The 20,085-nt window shown below is 62.1% G+C and carries 35 protein-coding genes; 8 read left to right on the top strand and 27 right to left on the bottom strand.

Features of this window, described 5'->3' with window-relative positions:
- Position 1 precedes the first annotated feature (1 nt).
- From BLR71_RS18050 to BLR71_RS01195, 24 genes are all read right to left on the bottom strand, one after another.
- Complete coding sequence (locus BLR71_RS18050; RefSeq protein WP_217629295.1) at positions 2–250, bottom strand: HK97-gp10 family putative phage morphogenesis protein; 249 nt, start codon at positions 248–250, stop codon at positions 2–4.
- Entirely contained in the window at positions 174–488 is a 315-nt protein-coding gene (locus tag BLR71_RS17725) for an HK97-gp10 family putative phage morphogenesis protein (RefSeq protein WP_217629294.1), read from the bottom strand. Before BLR71_RS17725 ends, BLR71_RS18050 begins: the two co-directional genes overlap by 77 nt.
- Positions 478–696, bottom strand: a complete 219-nt coding sequence (locus tag BLR71_RS01285; protein ID WP_092522299.1) for a hypothetical protein — start codon at positions 694–696, stop codon at positions 478–480. Before BLR71_RS01285 ends, BLR71_RS17725 begins: the two co-directional genes overlap by 11 nt.
- A complete protein-coding gene (locus BLR71_RS01280) occupies positions 686–1,021 on the bottom strand; it encodes a phage head closure protein (RefSeq protein WP_092522297.1) in 336 nt (111 codons plus the stop codon). The genes BLR71_RS01285 and BLR71_RS01280 overlap by 11 nt, the downstream gene beginning before the upstream one ends.
- Positions 1,021–1,149: a hypothetical protein gene (locus BLR71_RS17970; protein WP_281241742.1), complete on the bottom strand. Its 129-nt coding sequence runs from the start codon at positions 1,147–1,149 to the stop codon at positions 1,021–1,023. Before BLR71_RS17970 ends, BLR71_RS01280 begins: the two co-directional genes overlap by 1 nt.
- Position 1,150: 1 nt before the next feature.
- Positions 1,151–1,432, bottom strand: coding sequence for a hypothetical protein (locus BLR71_RS01275; RefSeq protein WP_092522295.1), 282 nt, complete (start codon positions 1,430–1,432; stop codon positions 1,151–1,153).
- A 12-nt stretch (positions 1,433–1,444) separates the two neighbouring features.
- Positions 1,445–1,765 (bottom strand): head-tail connector protein, encoded by a 321-nt coding sequence (locus tag BLR71_RS17585; protein ID WP_175491594.1) that lies wholly within the window; start codon positions 1,763–1,765, stop codon positions 1,445–1,447.
- Positions 1,759–2,412, bottom strand: a complete 654-nt coding sequence (locus BLR71_RS17580; RefSeq protein ID WP_175491593.1) for a glycosyltransferase family protein — start codon at positions 2,410–2,412, stop codon at positions 1,759–1,761. The genes BLR71_RS17585 and BLR71_RS17580 overlap by 7 nt, the downstream gene beginning before the upstream one ends.
- Positions 2,384–2,788, bottom strand: a complete 405-nt coding sequence (locus BLR71_RS01265; RefSeq protein WP_139172507.1) for a hypothetical protein — start codon at positions 2,786–2,788, stop codon at positions 2,384–2,386. The genes BLR71_RS17580 and BLR71_RS01265 overlap by 29 nt, the downstream gene beginning before the upstream one ends.
- Positions 2,789–3,169: 381 nt before the next feature.
- Positions 3,170–4,564: a phage major capsid protein gene (locus BLR71_RS01260; protein WP_217629293.1), complete on the bottom strand. Its 1,395-nt coding sequence runs from the start codon at positions 4,562–4,564 to the stop codon at positions 3,170–3,172.
- Entirely contained in the window at positions 4,557–5,432 is an 876-nt protein-coding gene (locus BLR71_RS01255; protein ID WP_092522289.1) for a head maturation protease, ClpP-related, read from the bottom strand. The genes BLR71_RS01260 and BLR71_RS01255 overlap by 8 nt, the downstream gene beginning before the upstream one ends.
- A gap of 15 nt (positions 5,433–5,447) precedes the next feature.
- A complete protein-coding gene (locus tag BLR71_RS01250) occupies positions 5,448–6,767 on the bottom strand; it encodes a phage portal protein (RefSeq protein ID WP_092522287.1) in 1,320 nt (439 codons plus the stop codon).
- Positions 6,764–8,497 (bottom strand): terminase large subunit, encoded by a 1,734-nt coding sequence (locus BLR71_RS01245; RefSeq protein ID WP_092522285.1) that lies wholly within the window; start codon positions 8,495–8,497, stop codon positions 6,764–6,766. The genes BLR71_RS01250 and BLR71_RS01245 overlap by 4 nt, the downstream gene beginning before the upstream one ends.
- The gene (locus BLR71_RS01240; protein WP_092522283.1) at positions 8,460–8,978 is read right to left on the bottom strand and encodes a phage terminase small subunit P27 family; all 519 of its coding nucleotides are present in this window, start codon (positions 8,976–8,978) and stop codon (positions 8,460–8,462) included. Before BLR71_RS01240 ends, BLR71_RS01245 begins: the two co-directional genes overlap by 38 nt.
- A gap of 141 nt (positions 8,979–9,119) precedes the next feature.
- Positions 9,120–9,305 (bottom strand): hypothetical protein, encoded by a 186-nt coding sequence (locus BLR71_RS01235; RefSeq protein ID WP_092522280.1) that lies wholly within the window; start codon positions 9,303–9,305, stop codon positions 9,120–9,122.
- A 7-nt stretch (positions 9,306–9,312) separates the two neighbouring features.
- Positions 9,313–9,621 (bottom strand): HNH endonuclease, encoded by a 309-nt coding sequence (locus tag BLR71_RS01230; RefSeq protein WP_092522278.1) that lies wholly within the window; start codon positions 9,619–9,621, stop codon positions 9,313–9,315.
- Positions 9,618–9,779, bottom strand: coding sequence for a YebO family protein (locus BLR71_RS17575; RefSeq protein ID WP_175491592.1), 162 nt, complete (start codon positions 9,777–9,779; stop codon positions 9,618–9,620). The genes BLR71_RS01230 and BLR71_RS17575 overlap by 4 nt, the downstream gene beginning before the upstream one ends.
- Positions 9,779–10,051 (bottom strand): Rz1-like lysis system protein LysC, encoded by a 273-nt coding sequence (gene lysC, locus BLR71_RS01225; RefSeq protein WP_139172505.1) that lies wholly within the window; start codon positions 10,049–10,051, stop codon positions 9,779–9,781. Before lysC ends, BLR71_RS17575 begins: the two co-directional genes overlap by 1 nt.
- A 294-nt stretch (positions 10,052–10,345) precedes the next feature.
- Positions 10,346–10,711 (bottom strand): phage holin family protein, encoded by a 366-nt coding sequence (locus BLR71_RS01220; RefSeq protein WP_092522274.1) that lies wholly within the window; start codon positions 10,709–10,711, stop codon positions 10,346–10,348.
- A 39-nt stretch (positions 10,712–10,750) separates the two neighbouring features.
- Positions 10,751–11,323 carry an N-acetylmuramoyl-L-alanine amidase gene (locus BLR71_RS01215; RefSeq protein WP_175491591.1) on the bottom strand — a complete coding sequence of 191 codons (573 nt, stop codon included), beginning with the start codon at positions 11,321–11,323 and terminating at the stop codon, positions 10,751–10,753.
- A 252-nt stretch (positions 11,324–11,575) separates the two neighbouring features.
- The gene (locus BLR71_RS01210; protein ID WP_092522270.1) at positions 11,576–11,956 is read right to left on the bottom strand and encodes a hypothetical protein; all 381 of its coding nucleotides are present in this window, start codon (positions 11,954–11,956) and stop codon (positions 11,576–11,578) included.
- 353 nt (positions 11,957–12,309) lie between these two features.
- Complete coding sequence (locus tag BLR71_RS01205) at positions 12,310–14,022, bottom strand: DUF5906 domain-containing protein (RefSeq protein WP_092522268.1); 1,713 nt, start codon at positions 14,020–14,022, stop codon at positions 12,310–12,312.
- Positions 14,022–15,044: a PriCT-2 domain-containing protein gene (locus tag BLR71_RS01200; RefSeq protein WP_092522266.1), complete on the bottom strand. Its 1,023-nt coding sequence runs from the start codon at positions 15,042–15,044 to the stop codon at positions 14,022–14,024. The genes BLR71_RS01205 and BLR71_RS01200 overlap by 1 nt, the downstream gene beginning before the upstream one ends.
- Positions 15,045–15,083: 39 nt before the next feature.
- Positions 15,084–15,344, bottom strand: a complete 261-nt coding sequence (locus BLR71_RS01195) for a hypothetical protein (RefSeq protein ID WP_092522264.1) — start codon at positions 15,342–15,344, stop codon at positions 15,084–15,086.
- A gap of 34 nt (positions 15,345–15,378) precedes the next feature.
- Between BLR71_RS01195 and BLR71_RS01190 the strand changes: the two genes are divergently transcribed.
- Complete coding sequence (locus tag BLR71_RS01190) at positions 15,379–15,702, top strand: hypothetical protein (protein WP_092522262.1); 324 nt, start codon at positions 15,379–15,381, stop codon at positions 15,700–15,702.
- Positions 15,703–15,714: 12 nt separating this feature from the next.
- Positions 15,715–16,236: a hypothetical protein gene (locus tag BLR71_RS01185; RefSeq protein ID WP_092522260.1), complete on the top strand. Its 522-nt coding sequence runs from the start codon at positions 15,715–15,717 to the stop codon at positions 16,234–16,236.
- A gap of 2 nt (positions 16,237–16,238) precedes the next feature.
- Here BLR71_RS01185 and BLR71_RS01180 read toward each other — a convergent pair whose 3' ends face one another.
- The 3 genes from BLR71_RS01180 to BLR71_RS01170 all read right to left on the bottom strand — a co-directional run bounded on the left by BLR71_RS01180 (position 16,239) and on the right by BLR71_RS01170 (position 17,391).
- Entirely contained in the window at positions 16,239–16,454 is a 216-nt protein-coding gene (locus BLR71_RS01180; RefSeq protein WP_092522258.1) for a TraR/DksA C4-type zinc finger protein, read from the bottom strand.
- Positions 16,447–16,968: a phage regulatory CII family protein gene (locus tag BLR71_RS01175; RefSeq protein ID WP_092522256.1), complete on the bottom strand. Its 522-nt coding sequence runs from the start codon at positions 16,966–16,968 to the stop codon at positions 16,447–16,449. The genes BLR71_RS01180 and BLR71_RS01175 overlap by 8 nt, the downstream gene beginning before the upstream one ends.
- A 183-nt stretch (positions 16,969–17,151) precedes the next feature.
- The gene (locus BLR71_RS01170; protein WP_217629292.1) at positions 17,152–17,391 is read right to left on the bottom strand and encodes a hypothetical protein; all 240 of its coding nucleotides are present in this window, start codon (positions 17,389–17,391) and stop codon (positions 17,152–17,154) included.
- Positions 17,392–17,497: 106 nt separating this feature from the next.
- On the opposite strand from BLR71_RS01170, the gene BLR71_RS01165 reads away from it, so the two are divergent.
- From BLR71_RS01165 to BLR71_RS01140, 6 genes are all read left to right on the top strand, one after another.
- On the top strand, positions 17,498–18,178 hold the full coding sequence (locus BLR71_RS01165) for a LexA family protein (protein ID WP_092522254.1): 681 nt from the start codon (positions 17,498–17,500) through the stop codon (positions 18,176–18,178).
- 24 nt (positions 18,179–18,202) lie between these two features.
- A complete protein-coding gene (locus BLR71_RS01160; RefSeq protein ID WP_092522252.1) occupies positions 18,203–18,817 on the top strand; it encodes a BRCT domain-containing protein in 615 nt (204 codons plus the stop codon).
- Positions 18,818–18,908: 91 nt separating this feature from the next.
- A complete protein-coding gene (locus BLR71_RS01155) occupies positions 18,909–19,121 on the top strand; it encodes a hypothetical protein (RefSeq protein WP_092522250.1) in 213 nt (70 codons plus the stop codon).
- A complete protein-coding gene (locus tag BLR71_RS01150) occupies positions 19,118–19,453 on the top strand; it encodes a hypothetical protein (RefSeq protein ID WP_092522248.1) in 336 nt (111 codons plus the stop codon). Before BLR71_RS01155 ends, BLR71_RS01150 begins: the two co-directional genes overlap by 4 nt.
- Entirely contained in the window at positions 19,450–19,776 is a 327-nt protein-coding gene (locus BLR71_RS01145) for a hypothetical protein (RefSeq protein ID WP_092522246.1), read from the top strand. The genes BLR71_RS01150 and BLR71_RS01145 overlap by 4 nt, the downstream gene beginning before the upstream one ends.
- Positions 19,773–20,075: a phage antirepressor KilAC domain-containing protein gene (locus tag BLR71_RS01140; protein WP_092522244.1), complete on the top strand. Its 303-nt coding sequence runs from the start codon at positions 19,773–19,775 to the stop codon at positions 20,073–20,075. Before BLR71_RS01145 ends, BLR71_RS01140 begins: the two co-directional genes overlap by 4 nt.
- Positions 20,076–20,085 lie beyond the last annotated feature (10 nt).

Here is a 20,085-nt window from a genome sequence, read left to right as displayed (position 1 = left end):
GTCACCTCGCTAGCGTCTTGTTCGCCCGGCGTATCGCGCGGACGATGGCCTTATCGAATTGCGTGACGAATTCATCAGTCGCCGGGGCGACACTCTCGTCCATGCCGGGCCGCATGAAGGGCTGGGCGGCCATATGCTCGGTGCCGAACTCCAGGAAGCGCCAGTAGTAGGTATCACCGCCCGGGTTCTTGGCGTTCTTGGCCTTGGAGGCAGCCCCCCCCGCGGATACCGACGCGCATCTTGAGGTCACCGGTCTGCCGGAAGTGCTTGCCGTCGAAGCGCACCACGACGTTGTCGGCGATGCTTTCCGATGTATTGGGATCATCGAGTTCGCGAGCTCGCGACTGCACGCTATCGCGGACTATGTTGGCCGCTTTGCGCAGGGCAAATCGCGTCGACTTCTTGCGAGGTTCTTGCTCCAGAGCGTTGAGCTTGCCCAGCACTTCCTCGAGGCCCTGGATATCGCCGGCCAGGCCGTCAGTTGCCATGGCTCACCTGAACGACTTCGACCCGTCCACGCATCCGCCGCGAGATGACACGCTTACCCCACTTGTCGACCTTGATGGGCTGCGGATAGTAATCGACGATTCCGCGGCGGGTGTCGGCATAGCAGACCTTGTCTATCTTGTGACCATCAACGAACACCTCTCGCGGGCCACGTCCATCTTCCGGCACGTGTATGTGATCAGATTCCATCGGTAACGCCCTCACTCACTGGCAGGGTAATGTAGTGTCGGCCACTCTTTGGGTCGGCCAACACGCCCTGGATGTTGTAAATCCGCGTGCCTTGGACCACGCGCATGCTGGCATCGAGGCCCTCGCGGTGGCGGATGATGATGCGCGCCGAGATCTCCGACTGCCCCGCCTGTGCGGCGATGAACTCGCGAGCGCTGAGCGGATCGATCGACGCCCAAACCGTGGCCACCGCTGACCATCCGGAGACCATCTCGCCCGTTGTCGGGTCCTGGGTTCTCATGGGGCGCTCGATCGTCACCCGGTGGCGTAGCTTGCCGGTCTGCATCAGATGACCTCGGCCTGCAGGTTGGTCGGCTTGGCCAGCACCACCGGCACGCTGATCTTACGGGCCGGCCCCGGGGGGCGGTGCGCGGGGCGATTGGCCAGCTTGCGAGTTGGCTTGCGAGTCACCATGTCAGGTCTCCGTGAACACGCCGAAGGCGGTACCCGCGTAAGCCGGGCGCTGCACGCGGTAGGTGCCTGGGCCGGCCAGCACGGTGGCCCGGTCGACGTTGGTCAACCGGGCCACCACGTTGTCGCCGCCGGGGGTGTCCTGCTTGACGGCGAAGGCCACGCTGGTCGGTAGGCGACCGCTGGCCGCGAAGATCGCCACGGTCACGCTCTCGCCTGCGGCGACGACAATATCGGAGGACGTGGCCGCGGCGGTGCCGGCGGCCAATACGGTGGCTTGTGCCATGGGTCGGTCTCCTTAGATGCCCAGCCCGATGCGGTAGAAGTGCAGAAGCCGCTCTACGGTGGGGTTCTCCTGCACGATGGTTCCGGTCACGTGCTGCTCGCGGTTCTCGAAATACTCGGCGACCAGGATTAGCAGGGCTTGCTCGACGCTAGCCGGCAGAATGGATTCGGAACTGCTGGTGGCCGGGTCATCCCAGGGTATCGAGCGGCCGAGGTACTGCGAGGCGTGGTCGATGGCCACGGCCAGCAGCCGCTCGAGCTCGGGATCCAACTCGGAGTCTGGGTCTGGGTCGAGCCGCAGATGCGTCTTGATGGTCGAAAGTGGAATCAGCATAGCGGCGGTATCCAGTTGTTCCGGTTGCTGTCTCGGGCGGCCCAGGGCCGCGGGTTGCCGTGAAAGCAGACGACGCGGGCGGCGGCTGGGATGCCCTGGCGGCAATGCGCCTTGTAGCTGACCACCTGGCCCTGGGCCACGTCCTGCCAACGCTGCACGCCATCGCCCAGCACTTGGCGCAGGATGCCCTGGTCGCCCCAGCAGGCGGTGGTGCGCGCCCGAGCCATGTGGCCGGCGGGGTCGCGCATCCAGTGCGCCCATACCCGCGCCTTATCGCGCTCGGCGATGTACATCAGCCCGCTGGCCGGCTGGGCCGGGCGGTAGAAGTCAGAGAGCAGCGTGGTGCGCCCGGCGGCGGCGGCGATAAGCGGCTCAAGGTCGTACAGCACCACGGTATCCAGGTCTAGGTAGATCAGGTCGCCGGGCAGGTCAGGCCGGAACAGCTCCATCTTGGCCCACCATCCCGGCCAGCCATGGGCCAGCGGGATCGTAGGCACGCCGCGAACTTCCACGTCGCTCAGGCACTGAATGTCATTGTCGTCGTGCCGGGCCAGCCAGTGGTTCAAGTCGACCCTGCCGGCCAGCCACTGCACATGCTCGGGGCCGAACTCGCCGCCACTACGCAGCACACACACGCGCCTCACCATCCAGGGCCTCCTCCAGACTCATACGCGGCCACAAATCCAACGCCGTCTCCCGGCTGGCATTGATCACCTCAACGTCGGCCAGCATGCCGGCGGCTTCCTGAAATTGGCCGTAGAACTTAGGTAGGCTGTTGGCATTGCCGAGCCCCTTGCAGTGGTCGCCGTGCCAATGGCGTTTGCCATCCCGCCCATACTGGCAGTCGTAACCCAGCAGAATGATGCGCGAGGCCCCCCGGTGTCGGGCCAGCAGCATCGCGCCGGCGCCGCTGTTGCCGCCCTTGGGGGCGCGGGTCTTTTGCACCCCGATGATGTTGCCGGCGATGCTGACGCATTCGCCGTGGAATACCGGCTGCATCACCTGCCACCACTTACGATCCATGGCGTAGAGCACATCGGCCCAGGGGCACATCCGATAGGTGTTGTTGGTGACTATGACGCAGCGCCCGCCGGCTTCTGCGGCTGCTTTTTCCCGCCACCTTTTGACGAGCTGGACGTCTTCTGCGGTGAGGCTTGGGCCGCTGGCGATGCAGACGACGGTTTGCCCGCGGCCTTCTCGGGGCGGTCGGTGACAATCCGAACCAGGCCCGCACGTACTAGATCCTTTGCCGTCTGGTCAGACGTGGGAAACTTGTCACCCCGGCGACGACTGCCGTGGTGATCAAACCCTGTCAGGGCTTCAACTTGAGTTGGCATGGAGTCATCCTCAAAAAGCCGGGGCCTGACTGTCGACGGGCCCCGGTGGGTTGCCTATTTCACCGGATCAGGCGCCGGATGAGCCAATGGTGAAGTCACCCTTCACGAAGGCCTCGGGGCGATACACGGTCAGCGCCACACGCTCTTCACAGAGGATGGTGACCATGTTTTTGATGAAGTTGTCCCGGTCCTCGGTGGAGACGGTGACGGTGGTATCCTCGCGATCCCAGCCTTGCGCCGCCATCTGGAAAGCCCCGGTCATGAACTCGTCCTGGTCCAGCGACTGAGTGGCCACCACCGGCATGCCCCACAGAGTCGGGCCGTTCACGGCGTTGGGGTTAGCCCAGATGTAGCGGCCCTGGCTATCCTTGGTCAGCTCGATGCTGGTCCAATCGATGGGGTTGAGCACGATGCCGTCGGCGGCATACTCGGCCAGCTGCACCTGCAACATGGCGATGCGCAGACGATCAATCATCGAGTCATCGCTGACCGTGACACCGGGGTTGGCGTACTGAGACGCCTGGGTGTAGAGGCCGTTGATGTTAAGCCCCACGCCGCTGCCCTTGAGCAACTGCGCCTCTTCCTTGAGCTTGAGCCCATAGCGCAGGCGGCCATCGATGTAGCTCTGCAGCATGCCGGCGTCGGACAGCACCTGACGCGAGGCGGGAATCCAGTGGGCAATGGTCGCCACGGACGCCTGGGCCATCTCGAACTGGATGCTGCTCTCCGGTTTGCCGGCGGAGGGGTTCTCAGAGACCACATCAGCAGCGTTGGTGAAGCCGGTTTCGCGCACGAACTCCACTGAGTTGGAGGCGGTGTCGCCCCAGTTGAGCAGGTCGCGCAGGAACAGTCGCTGCTGCGGTGGAGTGACCATGCCGGGTACACGCTCGGGCTGGCTAAGCTCACCGCCGGCCTCGGCGGTGGTAAGCGCTTGCTGCACGCCGACGCTGAACGACCCCCTGCCGCCCTGCGCCAACTGAGCTGCGCGTGTGGTGAACTCCTCGCTCTGGGCCACACGGGCGCCCATGGTCAGGATGGATGCAGGGGCGCCGCCGCGGTTGTTGGCCATGGCCTGCTCGGCGGCCTCGAGGCGTGCGTTCAGTTCGCCCTGGGTGGTCAGCAGCTGATCGACCTTCTCCTTGGACTCCTCGGACAGTTGCCGATGCTGCTTGAGGTCGGCCTGAGACTGCTCGGCGAACTGCTTGAGCTGGTCGCCGACGTCCTTCAGATCCTGCTGGACCTTCTTATATTCCTGCTCGACATTGGCGCCACCGACCTGCCCGAGCTGGCCGCGCATGCCGTGGTAACGGGCTTGGCCGGGCTCGACCAGCAGGCCGGTCAGGGCGACCAGCGCGGCCGCCCCGCCGACGGTAGGCAGGGAAACGCCGAAGGCCATGGGGATGGCGGCCGCCAGCGCGAGGATACCCAGCACCAGAGCCGGGGTGAGTTTCAGGTTACGCATTAGACATTCCTCCAGGGAATTCCAGTTTCGGGAGTGGCTCCAGGTCGTGTTCGACAGCGCTGGGCGTATCGGTCGCGGTAGCGCGCGGCGTACCGCCGCCGGCAGCGCTAGGCGTGCCGGACTTGAACTCTTGCATCAGCTCGCGACGGCGGCTGCGCGGGATGCCGGCCTTGGCCATGGCCAAGTCCAGCTCCTTTGCAGCGAGGCGATGGGATGCCTGGGCGCCGCCTTCCTCGACCTCGTCCGCCGTAAGAAGTCCATCGGCCCAGCCGGCGGTCACGGCCTCACCGCCGCCGATCCATGTCTCGGCGTCGAGCTGAGCGACGATGGACTCCTGCGGTATTCCAGTACGAACGTGATAAAGATCGGCGGCCGCAGCGTCGAAAGGCTCGAGCCAATCGGCGACTTCGCGCAGCTCGAGGCGGTTACCCATCACCCCGACCCAGGCGTTGTGCACCATCAAGAAGGCGGCGCGACCGATGCGCAGCTCGTCGCTACCCATGGCGATCACCGAGGCTGCCGAGGCGGCAATGCCCATAACGTTGACGACCACGCGGCCCTGGTGCTCGCGCAGCAGGTTGTAGATGGCCAGACCCTCGAAGTAGTTACCGCCCGGGCTATTGATGTTGACGGTGACGTCGTTGCCGCTGCCGATGCGGCGCAGAGCGCCGGCGATGCGCTTGGCGGTGACACCGTCACCCCACATGTCTTCACCGATGGGGTCGTAGATGGTGATGGTGGATTCTTCGTCATCCATCGCCGAGCGAATGCCGGGGTTCCAGGCCTGCATCGCCCGGGGCGAGAGGTCGAATTGGACGTTCGCGCGCGGGCGAGCCGCCGGCAGAGTGGGCAGCGTCTTGAGCGTCATGGGTAACTCCGGAGGTCAGTCGTTATCGGTGTTGTCGTGCTGGCTCGGCTGAGCGTGCTGGCCCTGGTTGAGCCAGGCCGCCAGGGCGGCGCGTGCGGTATCGCCGTCGTTGGCTTGGCCAAGACTGTCGAGCGGTGCCATCGCGGTCTGCACGGTGAGCACGTCGGCGTTGCCGCCCATGATCGGCAGGTTCTCCAACTGTCGAACCTCGTCGCGGGTCATGATCCCGTTGTTGACCATCACCGAGTAGAAGCTGGCCCGAGCAGCACTATCAGCCCTCAGCAGTCCCTCGATGGAGAACTCGGCGTAATAGCGCAGCTGGTCCTGCGGGCTAAGCAGGTATTTGTTGATGGCCTGCTCAATGCGCGTCAGCCAGGGCCTCAGTGTGAAGGTTAGGAAGGCAATCAGCTTCTGCTCGAGGCCGGTGCCCCAGTTACTGTCCTTGCTGCCGTGGCCAACCATCGAGGGGTCGACGCGAAACCAGCGACAGACTTCCTCGACCGAGAAGGACCGACTCTCCAGCAACTGGGCATCGCTTGGCTTGATGCCGATGGTATCGGCCTTCATGCCACCCTCGAGCAGCGGGCTCTTGCCGGCGTTGATGGCGCCGGTGATGTCCTGAAGATTCTCGCGGAATTCGGCCCGCTGCTCTTTGTTCAGCACCTTGTCCATGCTGAAGGCTACAGTCGGCGACAGCCCTTTCTCGAAGGTGCTGTTGGCGGCGTTGTTGGCGGCCAATGCGCTGCCGAACACGCCGGCGCCGTACTGAATAGCGGAGAGCCCCCACTTGCCGTCCAGCGAGAAGCCAGGAATGTGGACTAGGTCGCGCTCCGCTACAGGCCTCGGCCTACCGCCTTCCTCGGTGTAATGGAGGCGATAGTCGCCGTTGGCCAGTCTCTGGGCCCCCAGACGGCTCGGCGTCAGAAATCGGATGCCAACCACCCGGTTACCCAGCCGCTGCTTTTCGCCGAAGCCGTTGCCTCGCAGGAGAATCGAGGCGGTCATCGACTCCCATAACGTGGCCGGCGTGGATTCGGCATTGGGGCTGCGATTCAATACTGAGTAGAGCGGATGGTTCACTGCGCGACGCCGGCCGCTCGAGGTGCGTTCGTAAAGATGCAGCGGTAGTGTGCCGACCGTTTCGGAAATCAGCCGGGTACAGGCCCAGGCCGCCGAGAGCGACATCACGGTTTCCTGATTGACCGTCTGGCCAGCGGCGTTAGCGCTACCGGCCCACGCTTTCCAGAAGGCGTCGTTGGTCAGATCGAGCGGCACGCCCAACCAGCCCAAGATTGCCGACTTCACACGGCCCGGCTTTTTCGTCTGAGTGCTCATGCGATGATCGGCGCCCTTAGGAAGTCGGTGATGTCGTCGTTATCAATCTGCTCGCCCAGCGTCAGTGCCGTTGCCATCAACGCAGCGACGACCCCGTCGACGCGGCCGGTGGCTTTCTTCTTATCCACCTTGCGATTGCCAGCAGGATCTTCGGAGTAAATGGCGTTGGCGGCGCACCAGGTCAGCACCGGGTGCCCCTGGTGATGCAGCTCCGCGTTGATCAGCCGGCGCTCGAACTCGTCGACCGCCGGGCTCATGTCCTTGAAGCCCTGCCCCACGGGTACCAGCGGGGGCAGGCTCAGGCCTTCGTCGTCGATCAGGGCGATCAGGTCCTCGACCCGCCAGCGATCGAAGCCGATCCCTTGTAGGTCGAAGCGCTCGGCAACGTCGACCAGCTGATGCAGCACGTGTCGCTTGTTGATCGCGCGGCCTGGGGTGGTGTCAAGGTGGCCGGCTTTCAGCCAGGCTAGGTAGGGCACGCGGTCCTGTTCGCCTTTCTTGGCCAGGCCCTCCTCGGGCAGCCAGAACCAGGGCACCATGCGCCACACCGGGTCGTGCTCGCAGGGCTCGAACATCAGCACCAGGGCCGTGAGGTCCTGGGTGCTGGAGAGGTCTAGCCCGGCCCAGCAGCGTCGGCCCGCCAGCAGCGCGACATCAAAGTCGGCGTCCTGGGTGGCTAGCCAGGCATCGCGGCTTATTGCCGGGTTGTCGGCCTGCACCCACTGACAGAAATTCAAGCGCCGGACAGTGGCTTCCTTGCTGGGCATGCCTCTCGCCTGGGTGACCTGCTCGCGCAGGTACTTCAGGCCGGGGATGCCATAGGCAAGCGACGGATTGGCCTTGTACCAGCACTGCTCATCCTCGAAGGGGTCGTCGCCCTGATCTAGTGCACAGACAAAGCCGAAGAAGCTGTCGTCTTCCAGTCCACCGTTGGCCACCTTGCAGGCGTAGTCGTGGTAGTCCCAACACACCGTGAGGCGGTCGGTGCCACTGTTGGTGATCATGAAGATCAGCGCTTGCTGCCGGCTTTTTGTACCGGCCCGCATCATCTCCACGACCAGCGGGGTCTTGTGCTCGTGAATCTCATCTAGCAGCGCGATGTGCGGCCGAGGCCCAGACTGGCCGTCGTCGGCGCTCACCGTGCGGAAGAACGACCCAGTTTTGTGGAAAGCGAGGTTGTATTCCTTGCCAGTGGCCCCGCTCTTGGGGACCACCGGTGCCAGGTACGGCGACTGGTCCACCATGGCCACCGCATCACGGAACAGGATCTGGGCCTGGTCCTTCTTGGTGGCCGCGGCGTAGATCTCGGCGCGCTGCTCGTTGTCTGCGACCAGGCCGTAGAGGCCGATCCCGGCTGCGAGCGGCGACTTTCCGGAGCCCTTGGCCGTTTCCACGTAGGCGACGCGGAAGCGGCGATACCCATCTTCGCCCATCCAGCCGAACAGGCTGCCGACGATGAACGCCTGCCAGGGCAGCACCTCGAACGGCTGGCCCTCGTACTGGCCGCCGTTGAGTCGCAGGATGTCCTCGAAGAAACCGATGGCATGGTTGGCAGCGTCGAGGTCCCAATGCAGGCCACGATCCGGGCCATTTTCCAGGTCGCGCAGGTGGCGAGCGCAGGCATCGCGAACCTGGTGACCGGCAATCAACTCACCGGCCACCACCGCCTGGGCGTAGGCTGTGACACGGTCATCACAGGCCGTACTTTCGGGCGGTCTCCGCTTGCTCATTGGGGAACAGCTCTCCTTGTGTCACCGTACCGGCGCCCAGGCTGGCTCGGGCCGACGGGTTCAGGCCGAAGCTGTTACCCGCTTTGCGCATGCGTTCTTCGGCACGGTTCGCCAGCTGCATCCAGGCGCTCATCTGCTTGTAGCCGCTGGGAGTTGTCTCGACGAAGCCAGAGTCTTCCAATGCGGCGATCTTCTCCCGGGCGACCTTCCAGTCAGCCCAGGCCTGGCAGTAGACGGCCAGCTCGCCGCGATCGAGCTTGCTTATCAGGCCAAGGGTCTGCAGATCCTTGGCTATTCGCTTCCACTCGCCCTTAGCGTCCTTGGTCAGGAACGCCGGGCACGGCGGAATCTCCGCCGCGACCTGGGGCTGGTCGCCATGCCCGCCGGTCAGCTCGTGCGATGCCTTCTTGCTCGGGTTGCCGCGCAGTGCGTGGACGTTCGCCGGCAACGCCTTACGTCCGGAGTTCCGGTTGCCAGCCATGCGAACCTCCAGTTGGTTCAATCAATCGTCATGGGCACCTCTGGCATTGAGGTACCCCCCTCCCATTTTTCCCGCTTTAACAAGGAAAGATATGGCAGCGGTCTTCGCGGGGTAGTGCTGAGGTTTGGACCCACCCCTCCCCTATTCGGCATCCATGTAGTGCTCGAGGAGAGCAGCGCAGTCGTCGCCATAGGTCGGGGCACCATCGCCTGACCTCTCCTTCTGGTGTCGAAGAACGGTGGCGACCTCCTGCTCGAACGCCTGGGGATCCGCAATGTATTCATCCATCCAGCGGTTGAATGCCGCCGCGACCTTTGCCTTATTCATTCCATTCTCACTTTGACCAGTGGTGGTTGGGGTCGAGCGGCCAGCCGTCGGAGCCGCACCCCGGGAGCTTGCCGGTACGTTCTTGCGACTGCTTGGCCGAGTCGTGGCACAGCTTACACAAGGACTGAAGATTTTCCGGATCGAAGAACAGGTCTTCGTCGCCTTTATGAGGCTTAATGTGATCGGCTATCGTTGCCGGCGTTACCCTACCCAAGGCCTTGCAATAACGGCACAGCGGCTCGTCGCGTAGCTGCGCCGTCCTCATTCGATGCCAGCGCTTGGTGTTGTAGAGCCGACGCCACGGACGAGCCTTCATCGCGACGCACCGTCGAGGTAGGTGGCAGGAATGCTGTCCTCGTCGCCCTCATCCTCTGCCAGTGCCTCAATTAGGATTACCAGCAGGTGGTTGGTCCTGCGCTGCTCTTCCAAAAGCTGCTGGAGCAACCCATCGTCATGCACGCTGTTGCCAGCCATCACATATCTCCAGCAGAACGCGGCTGACCCAGCAGATCGACGACAGCCGCCCGGTCAGCATTGGCTCGCCGGCGCAGCGACTCATAGTCCGCCAGCAGCTGCAGCAGATCCCGGTTGTGCTTTACCTGAACCGGCGGGGCTGGCAGCGGATGCAGCAGGTAACTCGGCACCTCTGCCGTCACCACTTCCGGTGGTGGCGTCGGTTGTGAGGTCGCGCAGCCACTGGCGGACACCACCAGGAATAGGCTGGCCAGCCCAATCACTCGTCTCATCATCGTTGCTCTCCAATGCACGGGCTGATTGGCGGCGCTGGTCGATGGCCTGATCATCATCGGCTAGCTGTTGCTCACGCTCTGCCAATGCTGAGGACAGCCGGCGCATCTGGTCACGCTGCCAATCCATCACCTCACCGAATGCCTCGGCACGCTGCTCTTGCCGAGCAGTCTCGGCCTGGCTGACTGTAAGGGCATCCTCCATATGACTGGCCTGCCACCATTGCCAGCCGCCGAAGCCAACGGCGGCAACCAGAGGCCATAGCCAAGCCGGTAATACCCTCAGCCACGAGATCATGGGCGCCACCTGCCGATGATCAACTCATAGATGTCATCAGCTTTATTGCGCAGCCATTCGGTGCCCAGGAACGCTAAGAACACGCAAGGCGCGAAGGCCACCGACCCTGGAAGCTCATAGCGAACGGCCAGTGCCTGGAACAGCGGGAACAGCCCAATGCCCAGCAAGGTACACACCAGCGCACCCAGCAGTGCCTTACGCCATGGACCGCCATCCTGAAGACCACGCGCCAGGGCGATAGCAAAAGTCAGCAGCGCGCCGAGCACATTTGGCGCATACGCAATGCACAGCTCGATCAGTCGCTGCCAATTGTTGGGGTCTCGAGTCGGCATATCAGCGCTCGGTTTGTGACGTCGGGTCATGGGCACCTCGTTAGGCCACCCTGCGAATAAGGATTCTCGTTATTGGATGCGAGCAGCATCGGCAACCACGCGGGCGATCTCGTCAGCCAGCCCGCGCTTTCCAGAGAGGAACGACGCTAGGTCATGCTTTGACGTGATGAAGCACAGCTCCAGGATCAGCCCACCGCCATCGCTGACGAACGCCAGCCGCGAATGTGGGCCAGCGTCTTCAGGCTTGGCACCACGATTCGCAATGCCCAACACGTCGGCAGTCACCGCACACAGCGCTTCGCCGAGCCGGTAATGCTCAGGCCGCGATAACGTCTCAACGCCGGATGCCTTCGGGCCACCAGCGTTGCAGTGGAACTCGATGGCGATATCAGCCCGGCGGGCAATGTCGACCGCCTCACGCAACGGCAGATTGATCATGCCCTCGCCATCGGTCAGGTGGCGGATGCCACGCTTGGCCAGCGCCTGGCTGGTCAGGGAACGAAACTCGCAGACCAGGTCAGCCTCGCGGTACCCATTGGCGGCAGCACCCGGCGTGGTGTCGCTGTGGCCCGCCGAGACCATAACAGTTCGCGCCTGAGGGGCCGCCTGCGGGACCGCGTCAACTTCAGTGATCCAGCGCATCGCGACCCCTCCAAAAAAAGTGCCCGGCCAGGCCGGGCGCCGCCCACCACGGCGGGAGCAACAAGGTGCGTCAGAGTGGCCATAAAAAACCCCGGCACGGGGCCGGGGTAAGCAAGGGAACGGTCGAGACCAGGCGCAACTGTTTGACGGTATCGGAATGATGGTCCTCGACTCCGGTGGCATCAACGCGTTGGTAATGCCACCGCCGTAATGTTGGGGTGATCGACCGGCAGGGCGCCTCAATACACAGGGTTACGCACTACGCCGACGGCGATAGACCTCTCGCAATTCAGCTTTCAGCAGCTTGTGCAGCCGATCCAGCGCATCGTAATAGGTCTGGCGAGCCATCCCCAGCCGCTGCGCTTTCTGATCGTTGTAGCCATGATGCCGATAGTGCTCATGTGCCATCACCTGGTGGCGATCGCCGAGCCGCTTGAGGGCGCACTCTACCTGCCATGCAGCATCGTCCATTTCGCCCAGGCCTAGCGGGTCACGGCTGCCCTTGGGTCCGGTACCACGGGGCGGAATGCCGCCCCACTCTGCCACCTGACCCAGCGGCGAGCTCTGCCGCCCGCCCCGCCGGCGGTGTTGATCGGCCCAATGCTGCAGCAGCTCGTCCATTTCTTTGATCATGTGGTTGCTCCTCGTGGTGGTCAGGCCTGGTGGGGGCCTGATGGACTGGTAAACCAACCCTAGACAGAAAACGCCTTACCCTAACCACACCCTAGACACTAAAAACCTTATATATCTCAGTTATTTATTTTGTTGTGTCTAGGGTGTCTAGGGTTACTAGGGGTTTATTACGCGTAAGAGATTTTTTAGCCGTCGAGAAAGAATAGGCACAGTAGTGAGGCACGGAGGCGCGCGCGGGCGCGAACAACCCTAGACACCCTAGACAAGGGCAAAAACTCCCTTTCATTTCATGGAATTGCATTGTCTACCCCTTGGAAAATGACCCTATCCAGCGCCTAGACACCCTAGACACCTCAGTCGTCGGTGGGCGAACCGCCCATGGGCTTCATCCAGCCCTTGCACTTATCCCATCCCAGCGGGTTCCAGTCGGCCTCGAATGCCGCGTCGCGGAATGCCTTCACCGCTGCACCCAACGCCTTGCCGTCGCTAAGGTCCAGGTCACCAGGTGGGTCGGGGAGGAAAAACATCGAGCGCTTTCGTCGCTCCTCCATGTCGTACCAACCCAGTTGCTGGGCAGACTTCGGCACCTGGGTACTCAGGAACAGCGAAAACTTCGTCTCGCTCATGGCGTGCTCACGGTTCTTGCTGCACCACTCTAGGAACAGGTCGTGCACGTCCTGAGTGCGCGCCACAGTGAATGGCACCCCCAGCAAGCCCTCTCGCCAGGCCACTAGGAAGTTCTCCCAGGCCGACCGGCTAAGGGCCACCAAGCGCTCGCGAGCCTTCGTCTTTGGTGGCCGCGTGCGCTCGTCGAAGTCACCGGTGTCGTAGCTCAACAGGTAGTGATAGAACGCCGCCACGCCGCCATTAATCAGCTCCTGACCCAGCTGCTTGCTGGCCTCAGGTGGTAGCGTCTTCTCTGGCCAGATGACCAGCATGCGTCGATCGTGCTCGCTGATCGGCCAGGGCATGATTTCGTTCGAGAGGAAGGCCGCGTTCATGTAGTTGGCCTGCTCCCAGCCGTTCATGAACTTCGCTTCTACCTGCATCGTCTTGCCGGTGATCATGTGCTTGATCTTACCGACCTGGTTGTAGCGCTGGTCCCGGCTGACCACTTCCTCGAACACGCCCCACAACTTGCTTTCCTGCCACTGGTTCCAGTTGGACTCTAGCTGCGTCTGGCCAACCGTCGCGCCATAGGCACCGTATACCTCACCCATGATGTCGGAGAGCAGCAGCGACTTGCCCGAGCCCTCGATGGTCGAGTGAGCCAGCACCGCCGTATCCAGCTTGGCGCCCATGTGCTGCAGCGGGTACGCCAGCCAGCACGTCAGCCAGTGCATGGCATCCTTGTCGAAGCTGCACAGCCAATCGATCAGGTAGCGAATGCACTTGCACCGCTCCGGGTCGTCGATCGGCGTCAGGGGCAGGCCCTCGAAGGTGTTGATGTACTCGCTAGGGTCCAGCGTCATGCTCGGGTCGAACACCAGCCGGTCATAGGGCACCTGCCGGCGATCCGGCGAGTTGACCCACAACGACCATGCATCGCCCAAGGCCAGCTGCACGGCACGGGACGGCAGCCGCTGCTTGAGCTGGCGATCCCAGATGTCTTGTGTGCCGTCCAGGTACACATAGCGCTCGGTGGGCGCCATGCCGATGGTGCCGCGCTCACCCTTCAGCTTGTGGGAAAGCTTCACCTCGGCGACTTGGTGGCGCGCTTCCTCGGCATCGATCAACTTCTTGTCGTCGCGATCCAGCCAGTCGCGTGCCTTGGCCTTGGTGACGAGCGCCTCGAACGCCCCCCAGTTGATGATCTTGCGCTTCACCAGGTCGAACACCTTCTTCTCGCCCTCAAGCAGCGCGAAACGCTGGTGCAGCGCGACCTCGGTCCATTCCTGGCCCTCCCCCGCGCCCCCCGAAGCTGCAGCCACCGCCGGGGCGGGCGGCTCCCACCCAGAGGGGACCGGGGAGAGATGTCCATCGTTCGCCGCCTCCAAGGCGGCATTAAGTTGCCTGCGAACCTCGTCCAGACCACGGGTCTGATGCAGATCGTTCCAGTCAGCCATTAGCTCGCCTCCAGATCAGCGAACGCCGGCAGGCAGCCATGCTCGGTTGCCAGCGCCTCCGACTTGGCCCGCCCCGGATTACCCTCGGTTTCCGGGTCGTCATCGCCACAGATAACCAGGCGAGCATCCGGCCAGCACTGCTGAACCTGCGGCACCACGCGAGTCATGTTGCCTACGTCCAACGCCACGGCAACAGTCCATCCCATTGCCTCATGAACGCTTGCGCCGGTCGCATAGCCTTCAGCAATACCAATCACCTCCCGAGATCCCGGAATGATATGGCAGCACCCGGCCTTGCGGCCGAAGCGGGGGAACAGCTTGGTACCGTTGGGCAGGATCGACTGGAAGGCCCACAGCTTGCCCTGGTAATCGCGCAACGGCAGAACCACGCTTCCGGTCTTGAGGTGGAACATATGCAGGTGATCCGGTCGAGGGGTCGGCAGCTGCGCGAACCAGTCACGCACTTCGCTACCGACCCACACATCTGCTCGTTCCCGCTGAGCATCGATGCTAATCAATACCGAGCGCTTGGGGAACAGCACTCCGTAGGCGCCGACTCCCTTGCGATCGAGATAACTGGAGCTGCCCTGATCCGTCAGGTGCAGGGCCAGCACCTTCTCACACGCATCGGCCACCGCCGCCTGCATGCGGGCCAGCTTCGCCTGATCGGCCTCCACCTGCTCGGCCAACCGGCGACGCCGCTCTTCCGCCTCAGCCTTGAGCCGGCAGCGGTCTTCCGCGCTCAACTCATGCTTAGCCCGCGTCCAGCCGGCATCGGTCGCTAGCTTGATCACCGTGCCCATGCTCACATGCCCAGGGCTAAGGCTGCGCCATACTGACTTGGCATCGGCAGCGTTGTAGCTCTGGCCGCCCTGGCTCCACTTATCCCAGGCCGGAAAGCCTTCATCACCGTATTCGGTCTTGAGCGCATTGCCGATATTGATCCAGGTCTCGCGATCATCGGCGGGGATATAGGAGAGCGCCAGGCGCAACTCGTCATGGGTCAAAGGGTCATGCTGCATCTCGCACCTCCGGCCCCATCATTGAGCATTCCGCCAGCGTTACGCCGCCGACCGAACTTTGGCCACTAGCGCCTTTGCCTGTTCGACGTGCAGATAAATCGTGCTGTGTTCCTGGCACACAGCAACCTCGGCGTTGGTCAGTACCAAGCACCCACCGGGTAGATTTCCCATATCCGTCACCGAAGGCGACTTCCCGTCCCATTCGTCCACCACATTCGCCAACCGATACAATCGGGTCAGCGACTCGGTCAACGGCGATTTGCCGGAACCCTGCTCGCCATACACAATCACTACGCTCATTGCCTTCACCTCTCACATAGAACGGGAGACCAGCATGCTGGCCGACACTCTTCGACAGACCCATCTTCCCTACTGCCTCAAGCGCCAGGAAGACGGGGGGTACGTCATCACCAACCGCAACTACGAGCCCATTGGCTTTATGACCGGCCAGTTCGTCCATTACGAGGACTACCCAGTCAGCGTTAGCATCAAAAACCTGACACCCAAGGTTGCCAGCAAGCTCGACCATCGCGGCCGCGACGACCTGGATGCCATTTTTCTCTATGGCGATGGTAGTAATCCGGAACGTGGCAAAGCGGAGGCACAGGCCTACTTCGAGCGCCTGGCGGTGCTCATGAGCCTGAAAATCGAGAGATAAGGTAGCTGCCCCATGAACCTGCTCAACCGAGACCTGCAACGACACCTGTTGAAGCTCATGCGAGATGAGTTTCCCGATCAACTTTCGGTTCGACATGACCACATAGGCTTCAACGCAGACCAAAGGAGCCTTAAATTTAACTTGGCATATTTGAACGAGCTTGGGCTCATAAAAGATGGGCTGTTGTTCACATCTATTGTTGATCTTATGGACGATGAGCCACCAGATGAACCTTTTGGACCTAGAGTCCAAGGAACCATCACAGCAGCCGGCATAGACTTCCTCGAGGACGATGGTGGTCTCTCGGCGATCCTCGGCACCGTCACTGTTCGCTTGCATGCCGACACCATAAGAGACCTGGTTGCCGCAAAGATCGCGGATAGCGACACACCGCCGTCGGAGAAGAGAAGGCTGCTGGATGCCCTCAAGAGAATGCCAGAAGAGGGTCTCAAGCGGCTTTCCACCAGACTCATTGATGAGGGCCTGTCCAGCGCGCCTGGCGCCTGGCAGAGCTTGCTGCAAATGTTGAGCTAACATCATCGCCGCGCCTCCCTTGCCGTCTGACACGGCACGCAGGTGCGCACGCCCGGCAGGCGTTCGCGCCGGGCGGCGGGGATCTCGCCACCGCAGTCTACGCACTCCTGACACTCACCAACCGACTGAGTATTGATATCCGCCGCCCTCTGGCGAGCGGCCAGCGCCTGCTCCATCCGCCAGTCGATGTAATCCTGCGCTATATCCGCCTTATCCATGGCACGCCTCCCCTTCCCCGACGTGGCACGCGGAATGCTCGAGGACCAGCACCGTCTCCATCAGCCGGCGAGCGCGCAGGCGCAACTCGGCCTGCTCACGCTCGTCGACGACGCCATCCTCGATGCTGGTCCGTACGCTGGTGATCATCTCGCCCAGGCGTTCATGCAGGCTGGCCAATGTTTCCAGCACATCGCGCTGATCATCGTCGCGGCTTGCATGGCGGCGGTCGACAGGACACACCCACAAGCAGCCACCGGCGATTTCGCCGAGGCTGTCGAGAATGCGGGGATCGCGTGTGGCGGCAAGCACCGCCTCCAGGTCGTCGATGTTGGCGCGATGGTGCTCGTGGGTGGGGCTCAGCTTGTGTTGAAGGGTCGTCGCATTGATGCCGTGCACAGCCGCGACGGCCTTGGTACCGCCGGGATACTCCCGTGCAGCGTGGTAGAGCGCCAGATGCAGGGGAAGAACTTCCCGCTGCGCGCGCTCAAGAGAGGTGGGCCAGCGTTTCGACATGGCATTAAGCTCCCAACGTTGCCATGCGTCGCGCCGATGGATCAGTTAAGATCATCAACGTGACCGCATGTGGTTGCGTCACACGTCGAGGAGGCCTGTGGTGGGCGTAACTCCTCGACACCGCCGGGGCTCAGTCTGTGGTGGGCAGACCCCGGCACCCTGCAGGCCGCCGACGTTAGCGCGTCAGGCGGCCTGCCCCTTTCCTAGTTCTTCAGGTGGCACGCCGTAGTGCTCGAGCACTTCGAGCAACTGTACTTTCCCTCCGCTCTCATTAGCCAACGCACGCATGAACTTCAGGCTCGCTCCGCGGGATGCTCCCATCACATGGCTTCTGAGATACTTAGAGGAAGTGCCAACACGATCCGCGTATCCCTCGATCTGGCTATCGCTCAATGACTTCAGGTAGTCGCGCAGTTTCATCATGGCGATCTCTCTATGCTGTTTCACCCCACAGATTACACCCGCAGGTGTTATTTGCAACACCTATCAGGTGATTCACCTGAGAGGTTAAGGCACAGATAATCGGGATATGGATATCCACTCGACGCGCTACCGCATCCTGCAAGCCACCATGGCAGACCGGCACCTCAATCTCAGAGGTCTGGCGAATGCCATCGACCGCAGCGAGAGCCAGGTCAGCAGTTTCGCCGGTGCCAACCCTTCTAAAAACATCGGTGAGCGCATGGCCCGCCATATCGAAGCGAGCCTAAAGCTCCCCCCCCATTACCTAGACGATCCTCGCCACCTAAGCGATAACAGGGCCCCTTTCGACCATCCACCGGAACAAGAGAACGCCTCCGTACTCGGCGACATTCAGCACCTGTTGCCAGTCGTGGGAATGACGACAGCAGGGAAGCTCATCGACAACATTGCAGACGCCGAAATCGAAGAATTCGTCCCAGCCCCCGGCCCTTGCAGCGCAAGAGCCTTCGTGCTGAGACTAGAAGGGGTAAGCATGGAACCCGAGTTCCACTCGGGTGACCGCATTGTCATTGACCCAGAGATTGACTGGGTCAGTGGCGACTACGTCTTTGCCCGATGCACCAACACTGCAACCGGACTGCCAGCTGGCACCTTCAAAAAGATCGTGTATGAGGAAGGCGAATATTACTTGTGCGCGATTAACAGAGACTGGACCCCACGATATACGCGACTCAACGGGGACTGGCAGGTTGTGGGTAAGGCCCGTTATCAGGTGAAGATTCTTTGAGGTAAGACAACGACGGAGAAAATCATGGATGAGTTCGCACATCTACGCCGTTTTAGCCAAGCCCGTGTCAACGACCGGAACATGGATGAACTGATCGGCATCTCTCGAGGCCTCATTGCTGACGGGCAGATCGTACAGGCCGAGGCTGAGTTTTTACTGCGCTGGATCGAGCAAGCCAGCAGCATGGGTGAAGATCCTATTTTCAAAATGATGGTCAGCCGCATTGGCGACATGATGGAAGATGGCGTGCTAGATCAAGATGAGTCCGCCGAACTACTGCAGATGCTCCAGGCCCTGACGGGCGAAGATGGGAAAATTCACCACTACAAACGCCCGTCTGATCTACCTTTGGACAACCCTTTACCTGATATCTCAATCGCTGATCGTGGTTTCGTTTTCACGGGCGTGATGGCCTACGGCCCTCGAAAAGAGTGTCAGCAGCTAGTTGCCGACCTCGGTGGATTCAGCAAAGGAGGACCGTCAAAGAAGGTCAATTACCTCGTGATCGGCACTATCGCAAACGAGCACTGGCTATACAGCAGCTACGGCCGAAAGATTCAGCGGGCCGTCGAGTTGCGCGACCAAGGCCATAACATTGCGATCGTGAATGAAGACCATTTCATGAGATTCGCACTTTAATAACACCTAAAGGTTTTCACCTGAGAGGTTGACAAACACCTATAGGTGTTCAAAGATCATTGCCATACCCGCCCACCACGGAGTATGGACAATGCAACCACACACCACTGCATCACCCCGGCCGGCGCGGGTGTATCTGCACCCGGCCGCCGCCACCAGCGTCATCGCCGTGCGTGCTATCGAGCGCGTTACCGGCCGACTAGCCCACCGTGAGCGGCCTGCTTGCGGGATTCGCCTGATCACTGAGCGCGAAGCCCATCACCTCTATGCCCAGCAGAATGCCGGGCAGGAGGTGTCGGCATGAGCGTTATCCTCCTGCCATCCGCCCAGCCTAAACATCAGCGTCTCACCTCAGCCCATCGCTGCTTAATTGCCCGTATCCAAGACCTGTGCATCGACGTCAGTCAGCGCACCGAGTTCTATGCCATGAGCATGTACTCAGGGCACGTGCATACGGTCAGCATCAGCCTGTATTCCCGCGAGTCGGTCGAGCGCGGCGACTACACCTCGACTTGGCGCAGCGGCGAGATCTATCTACCGCCATCTAAAAACGCTCAGCCTGACAGCCTGCGGCAACTCACCGCCGCCGCCGAGCACCTCGAGGGGCTACTACCTCCCGCAGGAGGTGCTGCATGACTGCCGCCATCGCCTATCCCGATTCGCTATTCAGCCGCGAGGGGCCAGCCCGCCAACTGCCGGTGCACGGCCACGCCCACACAACAGTGGCCCAGCTGCTCGAGCCGCTGCGCCACGGCACCTATCACCCGCTGCGCATCGTGTCGCCCGCAAGTGATACGCCCCTGGCCAGCGGCTATGTGGAGCTGACCACCACCGGCTATCACCTACACATGATCGATGCCCAGAGCGAGCAGCGAATCAACGCCACCGCCGCGCGCCTCGCCGAGGTATTCCAGGCGCTGGTGAGCCTGATCGACGACCTGCAACAGGAGGCTTCATGAACCGCTACAGCCTGCAACAAGCCGCCACCCTGCTCGGCACCGGCCGCACGACCCTGTGCGCCGAGCTACGCGAGCAAGGCATCTTCGACGCCAACAACTTGCCGCTTCGGCACCACGTCACGGCCGGGCGCTTTCACGTACAGCTCAAGGCCTTCAAGCACCCCGGACTCGGCGAGGAACAGCCCTACGGCAAGACATTAGTCACCGACCGGGGCTTGCTGTGGCTGGCCAACGTGCTCAAGAAAGAGATCGTCACCCACCGCGAGGCGGCAAACGACGAGGTAGCCCGCCATGCCTGAGGCAGCGCCA

Origin of the sequence: Onishia taeanensis (assembly GCF_900100755.1) — a bacterium.
GTDB lineage: Bacteria > Pseudomonadota > Gammaproteobacteria > Pseudomonadales > Halomonadaceae > Onishia > Onishia taeanensis.
This window is presented reverse-complemented; position numbering and strand designations above follow the sequence as displayed.

Excerpts from the sequence above, each read along its gene's own strand:
- BLR71_RS01175 (WP_092522256.1), bottom strand. The coding sequence starts at position 16,968 with ATGTCGAAACGCTGGCCCACCTCTCTTGAGCGCGCGCAGCGGGAAGTT.
- BLR71_RS01240 (WP_092522283.1), bottom strand. The coding sequence starts at position 8,978 with ATGGCTGGCAACCGGAACTCCGGACGTAAGGCGTTGCCGGCGAACGTC.
- BLR71_RS01155 (WP_092522250.1), top strand. The coding sequence starts at position 18,909 with ATGCAACCACACACCACTGCATCACCCCGGCCGGCGCGGGTGTATCTG.
- BLR71_RS17970 (WP_281241742.1), bottom strand. The coding sequence starts at position 1,149 with ATGGTGACTCGCAAGCCAACTCGCAAGCTGGCCAATCGCCCCGCGCAC.
- BLR71_RS01245 (WP_092522285.1), bottom strand. The coding sequence starts at position 8,497 with ATGAGCAAGCGGAGACCGCCCGAAAGTACGGCCTGTGATGACCGTGTC.
- BLR71_RS01170 (WP_217629292.1), bottom strand. The coding sequence starts at position 17,391 with ATGATGAAACTGCGCGACTACCTGAAGTCATTGAGCGATAGCCAGATC.
- BLR71_RS01260 (WP_217629293.1), bottom strand. The coding sequence starts at position 4,564 with ATGCGTAACCTGAAACTCACCCCGGCTCTGGTGCTGGGTATCCTCGCG.
- BLR71_RS01165 (WP_092522254.1), top strand. The coding sequence starts at position 17,498 with ATGGATATCCACTCGACGCGCTACCGCATCCTGCAAGCCACCATGGCA.
- BLR71_RS17580 (WP_175491593.1), bottom strand. The coding sequence starts at position 2,412 with ATGGTGAGGCGCGTGTGTGTGCTGCGTAGTGGCGGCGAGTTCGGCCCC.
- BLR71_RS01285 (WP_092522299.1), bottom strand. The coding sequence starts at position 696 with ATGGAATCTGATCACATACACGTGCCGGAAGATGGACGTGGCCCGCGA.
- BLR71_RS01230 (WP_092522278.1), bottom strand. The coding sequence starts at position 9,621 with ATGAAGGCTCGTCCGTGGCGTCGGCTCTACAACACCAAGCGCTGGCAT.
- BLR71_RS01140 (WP_092522244.1), top strand. The coding sequence starts at position 19,773 with ATGAACCGCTACAGCCTGCAACAAGCCGCCACCCTGCTCGGCACCGGC.
- BLR71_RS01180 (WP_092522258.1), bottom strand. The coding sequence starts at position 16,454 with ATGGATAAGGCGGATATAGCGCAGGATTACATCGACTGGCGGATGGAG.
- BLR71_RS01210 (WP_092522270.1), bottom strand. The coding sequence starts at position 11,956 with ATGATCAAAGAAATGGACGAGCTGCTGCAGCATTGGGCCGATCAACAC.
- lysC (WP_139172505.1), bottom strand. The coding sequence starts at position 10,051 with ATGAGACGAGTGATTGGGCTGGCCAGCCTATTCCTGGTGGTGTCCGCC.
- BLR71_RS01235 (WP_092522280.1), bottom strand. The coding sequence starts at position 9,305 with ATGAATAAGGCAAAGGTCGCGGCGGCATTCAACCGCTGGATGGATGAA.
- BLR71_RS01265 (WP_139172507.1), bottom strand. The coding sequence starts at position 2,788 with ATGGATCGTAAGTGGTGGCAGGTGATGCAGCCGGTATTCCACGGCGAA.
- BLR71_RS01255 (WP_092522289.1), bottom strand. The coding sequence starts at position 5,432 with ATGACGCTCAAGACGCTGCCCACTCTGCCGGCGGCTCGCCCGCGCGCG.
- BLR71_RS17575 (WP_175491592.1), bottom strand. The coding sequence starts at position 9,779 with ATGGCTGGCAACAGCGTGCATGACGATGGGTTGCTCCAGCAGCTTTTG.
- BLR71_RS01205 (WP_092522268.1), bottom strand. The coding sequence starts at position 14,022 with ATGGCTGACTGGAACGATCTGCATCAGACCCGTGGTCTGGACGAGGTT.
- BLR71_RS01215 (WP_175491591.1), bottom strand. The coding sequence starts at position 11,323 with ATGCGCTGGATCACTGAAGTTGACGCGGTCCCGCAGGCGGCCCCTCAG.
- BLR71_RS01160 (WP_092522252.1), top strand. The coding sequence starts at position 18,203 with ATGGATGAGTTCGCACATCTACGCCGTTTTAGCCAAGCCCGTGTCAAC.
- BLR71_RS01195 (WP_092522264.1), bottom strand. The coding sequence starts at position 15,344 with ATGAGCGTAGTGATTGTGTATGGCGAGCAGGGTTCCGGCAAATCGCCG.
- BLR71_RS01185 (WP_092522260.1), top strand. The coding sequence starts at position 15,715 with ATGAACCTGCTCAACCGAGACCTGCAACGACACCTGTTGAAGCTCATG.
- BLR71_RS01150 (WP_092522248.1), top strand. The coding sequence starts at position 19,118 with ATGAGCGTTATCCTCCTGCCATCCGCCCAGCCTAAACATCAGCGTCTC.
- BLR71_RS01200 (WP_092522266.1), bottom strand. The coding sequence starts at position 15,044 with ATGCAGCATGACCCTTTGACCCATGACGAGTTGCGCCTGGCGCTCTCC.
- BLR71_RS01275 (WP_092522295.1), bottom strand. The coding sequence starts at position 1,432 with ATGGCACAAGCCACCGTATTGGCCGCCGGCACCGCCGCGGCCACGTCC.
- BLR71_RS17585 (WP_175491594.1), bottom strand. The coding sequence starts at position 1,765 with ATGCTGATTCCACTTTCGACCATCAAGACGCATCTGCGGCTCGACCCA.
- BLR71_RS01220 (WP_092522274.1), bottom strand. The coding sequence starts at position 10,711 with ATGACCCGACGTCACAAACCGAGCGCTGATATGCCGACTCGAGACCCC.
- BLR71_RS01190 (WP_092522262.1), top strand. The coding sequence starts at position 15,379 with ATGCTGGCCGACACTCTTCGACAGACCCATCTTCCCTACTGCCTCAAG.
- BLR71_RS01280 (WP_092522297.1), bottom strand. The coding sequence starts at position 1,021 with ATGCAGACCGGCAAGCTACGCCACCGGGTGACGATCGAGCGCCCCATG.
- BLR71_RS17725 (WP_217629294.1), bottom strand. The coding sequence starts at position 488 with ATGGCAACTGACGGCCTGGCCGGCGATATCCAGGGCCTCGAGGAAGTG.
- BLR71_RS01145 (WP_092522246.1), top strand. The coding sequence starts at position 19,450 with ATGACTGCCGCCATCGCCTATCCCGATTCGCTATTCAGCCGCGAGGGG.
- BLR71_RS01250 (WP_092522287.1), bottom strand. The coding sequence starts at position 6,767 with ATGAGCACTCAGACGAAAAAGCCGGGCCGTGTGAAGTCGGCAATCTTG.